We start from the raw sequence: 5,270 nt of genomic DNA, 5'->3' as shown, positions 1-5,270 counted from the left end.
CTAGTAAAACAGCAATATTTTTTTGTTTATTTAAAATAAATTGTCGTTTTAGAGAAACTTTTGGCAACGCTGACCAGATGCATTCTAACTGATTCAAAAATGCTAAAGGTGCATTTTCACCCATTGCTAGTAATATACTAAGAGATGTAATTTCTAGGTTGGAATTTAGCAAAAATTCTTTGTTGAAATTAATTGATGATTCTTTTGCTTGAGTATTTGCTGGATTTGCAGTAGATTGAGAATTTTCTATAGATTTTTCTTCGGGATTTACTTGTAGAGATTGCTCCAATTCTTTGATTTTTTGTTTGAACAATTCAATTTTAGCTTTCAAGCGTTTTTGTATCCACTTTAAGACTGAGCCAATAATTATCATACTAGCAAAAATTATAGAAACTTGAGCGATGATAATATATAGTTTTTTGTTGTAGTATTCTCTTTCTTTTAAAGCAATACTCAATTCTTCAAGAATGCGATTTTGCCAGATATTTGCTAGCTGCAATTCACTATTAGCAAAGTTGGCAACTACGTCATATTTTGTAACTGTGAGTATGGTTTGTGTTGTTAATCCTGGTTGTTCTGGTGCATAAATAACTGTTAAATTATTTAGAGTTCCTACTTCTATTTTGGGAGTTTGAGGATGAAGATTTAAATTTTGATTTGTACCTTGATTATTAATATTATCTTTGCGGATAATATCAATATTTGGGGTGATATTCTGGATTCTTGTCTGAAGTTCTTTTACCTTGGGAGATAATGTCGGTTTTGCAAGTAATGGTGGGTCAAAATCAGACGGTTTTTCTGGTAATTGATTATTAAATGTAGGGGTTAGGTTTGGAGGTGATGAGTTTGGTATTTTCTGCTCTTTCGACTGTAGTACTATTTTTAAAAGTTGTTGAAGATTAATTTCTACAGTTTTTGCTCTTTGCTTGGCAGTAGAGATAGCATTTTGATTATCTTCTGTATTAGCTGATGGTGCAGCGACAGTAATTAAAGGTCTGCCATTAAACCAGACTTTACTACACATTAAATTACCACATTGATATGGTCGATTAAACCAATCAAAAATTGGTCCTTGATTATCAATTTGCTGTATATTTGGCAGGAATGGTATTTGTGCCAAAGCTAGAGATGACCAAGTAATTGTGATGCTAAAAGTTAATAGAGCAACCAAAATAAATTTGACTACCGAATAATTTTTGCTATGGTTTTTACTTGCGATCGCTCTCATATTATTCTGAAAATTTTTGATTAATTGATACTTCATTATATTGTGTATAAATTAATTAAATTACAACAACCTTAAATGCCATAATATCTGACAATTTTAAGTTAAGTTAGTCACATAATATTCTGCATTTTTCAGAAAAATTTAAAAGAGATCAAATTATAGATAAAAAGGGTACATCTCATATTTACACAAATACTTTTTTCCTATTTCCTATTCCCTATTCCCTGTTTCCTAAAAGCGATAAATTTTTGGCTTTCTTCAAAACTGAGATACACCCCATAAAAATGCTTATAGTCCAGTAGAATTAATAGCTTTTTTATCAATTTATATATACACCATCAGCCATTAGGATTACAATTATATTGATTTATTTTTGCAGAGTACAGGAGTATTTCTATGCCAGAAGCGGTAGGTCTCATAGAAACTATTGGTTTTCCGAGTATATTAGCTGCTGCAGATGCTATGGTCAAAGCTGCGCGAGTTACCTTAGTTTACTATGGTATAGCCGAAAGAGGCCACTTTGTCGTGGTAGTTCGGGGACCAACTTCTGAAGTTTATCCTTCAGTCCAAGCTGGCATTGAAGCAGCAGAAAAAGTCTATGGTGGTATAGTGGATGGTCACTATATTGTTCCTAATCCCCCGGAGAATGTAGAATCTGTATTACCACTAAGTTATACAGAAATTAGTGAACAATTTAGATGAATATTGTCCTAAACTGATTGATAGCTCAAATTAATATTATTGATAATTTGGCTGAATATATAGTTTAGTTATGACAGACATCTAAAATTTTTACAATTAATTGCAGAGATTAATTCTTAACTTAAATTTAGGAGAAATGTAATGGCACAACAAGCTGTTGGGGCACTGGAAACTAAGGGTTTTCCTGGTATTTTGGCTGCTTCAGATGCAATGGTAAAAGCAGGTCGAGTCACTTTAGTGGGTTATATTAGGGTTGGTAGCGCTCGGTTTACTGTTCAAATTCGAGGTGATGTTTCGGAAGTAAAAACTGCTATGGATGCAGGAATTGCTGCTGTTGAAAAAGCTTATGGTGCTACTTTGGAATCTTGGGTAATTATTCCTCGCCCTCACGATAATATTGTGGCTGTTTTACCAATAGATTTTAATCCAGGTGTTGAGGAATTCCGCCAACGAGTAGAAGGAATAACTGTACCAAGATTGCCTAATAGGTAGATGAATTTTTAATTAAATATCTACATAATTCTATTTGAAGCCGTCCATTAAGACTATAGCATAACCAAAAATTACAATTTTGGTTAGTATTAAAAAGCGTTTCCTAACGGAATGCTACGCAAATAGCAGTTCAGCAATCAGCGGTCAGCTTTTTAGAAGGGGATTTAGACCCCTCCTAAAATTAAGCGACTAGCTAGAAGTCGGAGATGTTTTACCTAAGCTTTTCCATTCCGGAATGGTCCGAAACAGGTGTCTAATTATATGCACAAATTTTTCGGCTGATAGCTGATAGCTGATAGCTGATAGCTAGTTAAAAAATATAGACAGTGGACGGTACTATGGAAGTATGATTTGAGTGGCTAGTTGGGATTAAATATTAGGCTTTAGGTATTCAATAATTAGTAATTAATAATTGTATGCATAGAGATAAAGATTGTTAAACAAAACTTTTTTTGATTGATTTATTAAAATTAATTATAAAAAATTAATAACCAGAACACGCAAAACTATTGCAATTAATTAGGAAGCTATATATTCTGTCAGCAAAAATCCCAAAATTAGTAAAATTTTAATAGTAAAAATTCAAAAAGTAATAAGTGAACATTTTCATTTAATATGCTATTGTTAAAATAAGCAGAATAGAACCTCTGTAAAAGATATTGAAATTATCTATTATTGACAATAAAACGTAACATCGAATGAAATGTTGATTGAAAATAGCCACAACGAGCAAAGACTATGACAGCAGGATAGTCTTTATTTGTTGTAGCTAATTTTCTGATTGAATTTGGTGTAGGTAGGGCGAGCATATAGCAAAAAACTAAAATACAGATAATAAAGTCTGAAACTCTTAACACTGTTATATACTCCCTCATGCCAAAATATTTTCTACACAACCGTGTCGAGGACTGCTATATATTGAATCTTATCTGAACCTATGGATACTTGGATTATACAATTACACCGCTCTACTAATGAAATTACTTTTTTGGCAATTAGTGCCTTGGCAGCAATAATTTTTTGCTTTTGGTTTATCCCTATTGCTACAGATACTATGGTAAATTCTGCAGCAGGTTTAGCTGAAAAATATTTAGGTAAAAATCAACGCACAATAGTAATTAATTCTAGTACAAATAATCCTGAATTATTTTTGATGTTGCTATCATTGAGTCTCGGTAGGTTAGGAGGTATAGCAACTCCTCTAGGTTCAAATTTTGCCAATATTTATCTGATGTTTATTGTCGCACCAATAATTGTTATAGGTAAATGGGTATTTGTCGGAAAAATATCTAATATCAAAAATTTTATTGAAATTCTTAATAAAGAAAAAATGCTATTTTTATGGCATTTGTCCATGTCATTATTAATGTTTACCTTTGCGACTACAGCTTATTGGTTTATTACTGGTGAATCAGAATTTTCACCTTTACCGGAAGTCATAGATCCTCGAACTTTGCCTTGGATAATTGTTGGTGGTATAGTTTGTTTAGCAGGTATACTTGTCTTTTTTCTTTATGAAAAACAGTTTAAGCAAAAAAGACCTGAATTATTTGAAGATATTAATGCAGATGATTATGAAGCAAGTTGGTGGAAGTTTATTGTAGGCACAGTTTTATTGATATTATTATGTTATGTTTTAAATACATTATTTATAGCTTGGACTGAAATTTATGATGATTTACTGACTAAATTATTTGGTGATTCAGTTTTTGCAGGATTACATTATTTTTTGGGAAGTTTAATATCATCTTTACCAGAAACAATTGTGGCTGTGAAAAATTATGAGCGTTTAACTTCACCAGATTTAAATACAGCAATGGCATCAGCTAGTCAGTCAAATATGACTAATTTAGGAATAGGTTGTTTAGGTAGTGTTTTAGCAAGTTTACTATTGGCTATAGGTCTTAATTATCAGTTGTAAAATAAAGCGATCGAAGGCAGAAGGCAGAAGGGAAGAAAAGGTTAAAAGGGATAAAGTTTTTTGGTCGCGCTATTATCCGAAAAAGCTTAAAATCTAGACAATACAAAATTTTTCCTTCTTCCTTATTCCTTCTTCTATAACAGATTTATGAACTACAAAAATAAATTATTTTGGGTTTTGTGGTTAATAGGTATGGTCGGAGTCTTATCTTTATTATTACTCGATATACCCTTGCCAGAAGATCAAAAATTACCTCCTTTATGGATAATTAAATTGTTGAGTTTATTTCAGCAAACTGTGTTGTTATCCATTGCAGTAATTATTGGCGTTACTTTAAGTGAAAAAGTTAATTTATCAGCACCTTTAGCAGAAGCGATCGCTAAGAAAAATCCAATTATGCCAGTAATTAAACCGCAGATATTACCAGGTATGATTGGAGGTTTCATGGGAGGTTTAGCTTTATCATTCATTGCTTTATTATGGCAACCTTTTTTACCTTCAGACTTTGTAACTAAAAGTTCAGAAATATCCAACAATTTACCATTTATAACTCGCATTTTATTTGGAGGTATTACCGAAGAATTATTAATGAGATGGGGGTTAATGACATTTTTAGTTTGGATAGGATGGAAAATTTTTCAAAGAGGAAAAGGTAAACCCCAAGCACGATACTTTATTATGGCAATTTTGTTGTCATCTTTATTATTTGGAGTCGGACATTTACCAATCGCTTTTTCATTTCAAACTCAGGTAAATGCAATATTTATTTCCTATATTATTACGATTAATTCATTATTTGGTTTAATTCTCGGATATCTGTATTGGCAAAAAGGCTTAGAGTCCGCAATACTAGCTCATGGAATAGCTCATGTAGTTTTAGTAATAGTTAATCAATAGACCTCTCCGGAAAAGAGGGAGTAGGGAGTA

6 protein-coding genes are annotated in these 5,270 nt (G+C 32.0%); 4 read left to right on the top strand and 2 right to left on the bottom strand.

The genetic code is table 11. The features are described 5' to 3' along the window. A partial coding sequence (locus AC3DU7_RS24195; RefSeq protein WP_488041852.1) for a hypothetical protein occupies positions 1 to 1,264 on the bottom strand: 1,264 nt, incomplete at its 3' end. A gap of 360 nt (positions 1,265 to 1,624) precedes the next feature. Between AC3DU7_RS24195 and AC3DU7_RS24190 the strand changes: the two genes are divergently transcribed. Together AC3DU7_RS24190 and AC3DU7_RS24185 are read left to right on the top strand one after the other, a co-directional pair. Further along, a complete protein-coding gene (locus AC3DU7_RS24190; RefSeq protein WP_202225300.1) occupies positions 1,625 to 1,930 on the top strand; it encodes a BMC domain-containing protein in 306 nt (101 codons plus the stop codon). Positions 1,931 to 2,071: 141 nt separating this feature from the next. Beyond that, positions 2,072 to 2,422, top strand: coding sequence for a carbon dioxide-concentrating mechanism protein CcmK (locus tag AC3DU7_RS24185; protein WP_124143537.1), 351 nt, complete (start codon positions 2,072 to 2,074; stop codon positions 2,420 to 2,422). Between the two features lie 665 nt (positions 2,423 to 3,087). On the opposite strand, the gene AC3DU7_RS24180 is transcribed toward AC3DU7_RS24185, so the two are convergent. Beyond that, a complete protein-coding gene (locus AC3DU7_RS24180) occupies positions 3,088 to 3,279 on the bottom strand; it encodes a hypothetical protein (protein ID WP_488041851.1) in 192 nt (63 codons plus the stop codon). Positions 3,280 to 3,359: 80 nt separating this feature from the next. On the opposite strand from AC3DU7_RS24180, the gene AC3DU7_RS24175 reads away from it, so the two are divergent. Both AC3DU7_RS24175 and AC3DU7_RS24170 read left to right on the top strand, forming a co-directional pair. Continuing rightward, complete coding sequence (locus tag AC3DU7_RS24175) at positions 3,360 to 4,343, top strand: hypothetical protein (RefSeq protein ID WP_488041850.1); 984 nt, start codon at positions 3,360 to 3,362, stop codon at positions 4,341 to 4,343. A gap of 147 nt (positions 4,344 to 4,490) precedes the next feature. Next, positions 4,491 to 5,240: a CPBP family intramembrane glutamic endopeptidase gene (locus AC3DU7_RS24170; protein ID WP_488041849.1), complete on the top strand. Its 750-nt coding sequence runs from the start codon at positions 4,491 to 4,493 to the stop codon at positions 5,238 to 5,240. The last annotated feature ends 30 nt before the right edge of the window (positions 5,241 to 5,270 follow it).

The sequence above is a fragment of the Okeania sp. genome, assembly GCF_983059655.1.
Note: the sequence above shows the minus strand (reverse complement) of the source record. Positions and strands in the feature narration are given on the sequence as shown.

What these genes read in the sequence shown, in the direction of transcription:
- AC3DU7_RS24190 (WP_202225300.1), top strand. Translation starts at nt 1,625, where the DNA reads ATGCCAGAAGCGGTAGGTCTCATAGAAACTATTGGTTTTCCGAGTATA.
- AC3DU7_RS24185 (WP_124143537.1), top strand. Translation starts at nt 2,072, where the DNA reads ATGGCACAACAAGCTGTTGGGGCACTGGAAACTAAGGGTTTTCCTGGT.
- AC3DU7_RS24175 (WP_488041850.1), top strand. Translation starts at nt 3,360, where the DNA reads ATGGATACTTGGATTATACAATTACACCGCTCTACTAATGAAATTACT.
- AC3DU7_RS24170 (WP_488041849.1), top strand. Translation starts at nt 4,491, where the DNA reads ATGAACTACAAAAATAAATTATTTTGGGTTTTGTGGTTAATAGGTATG.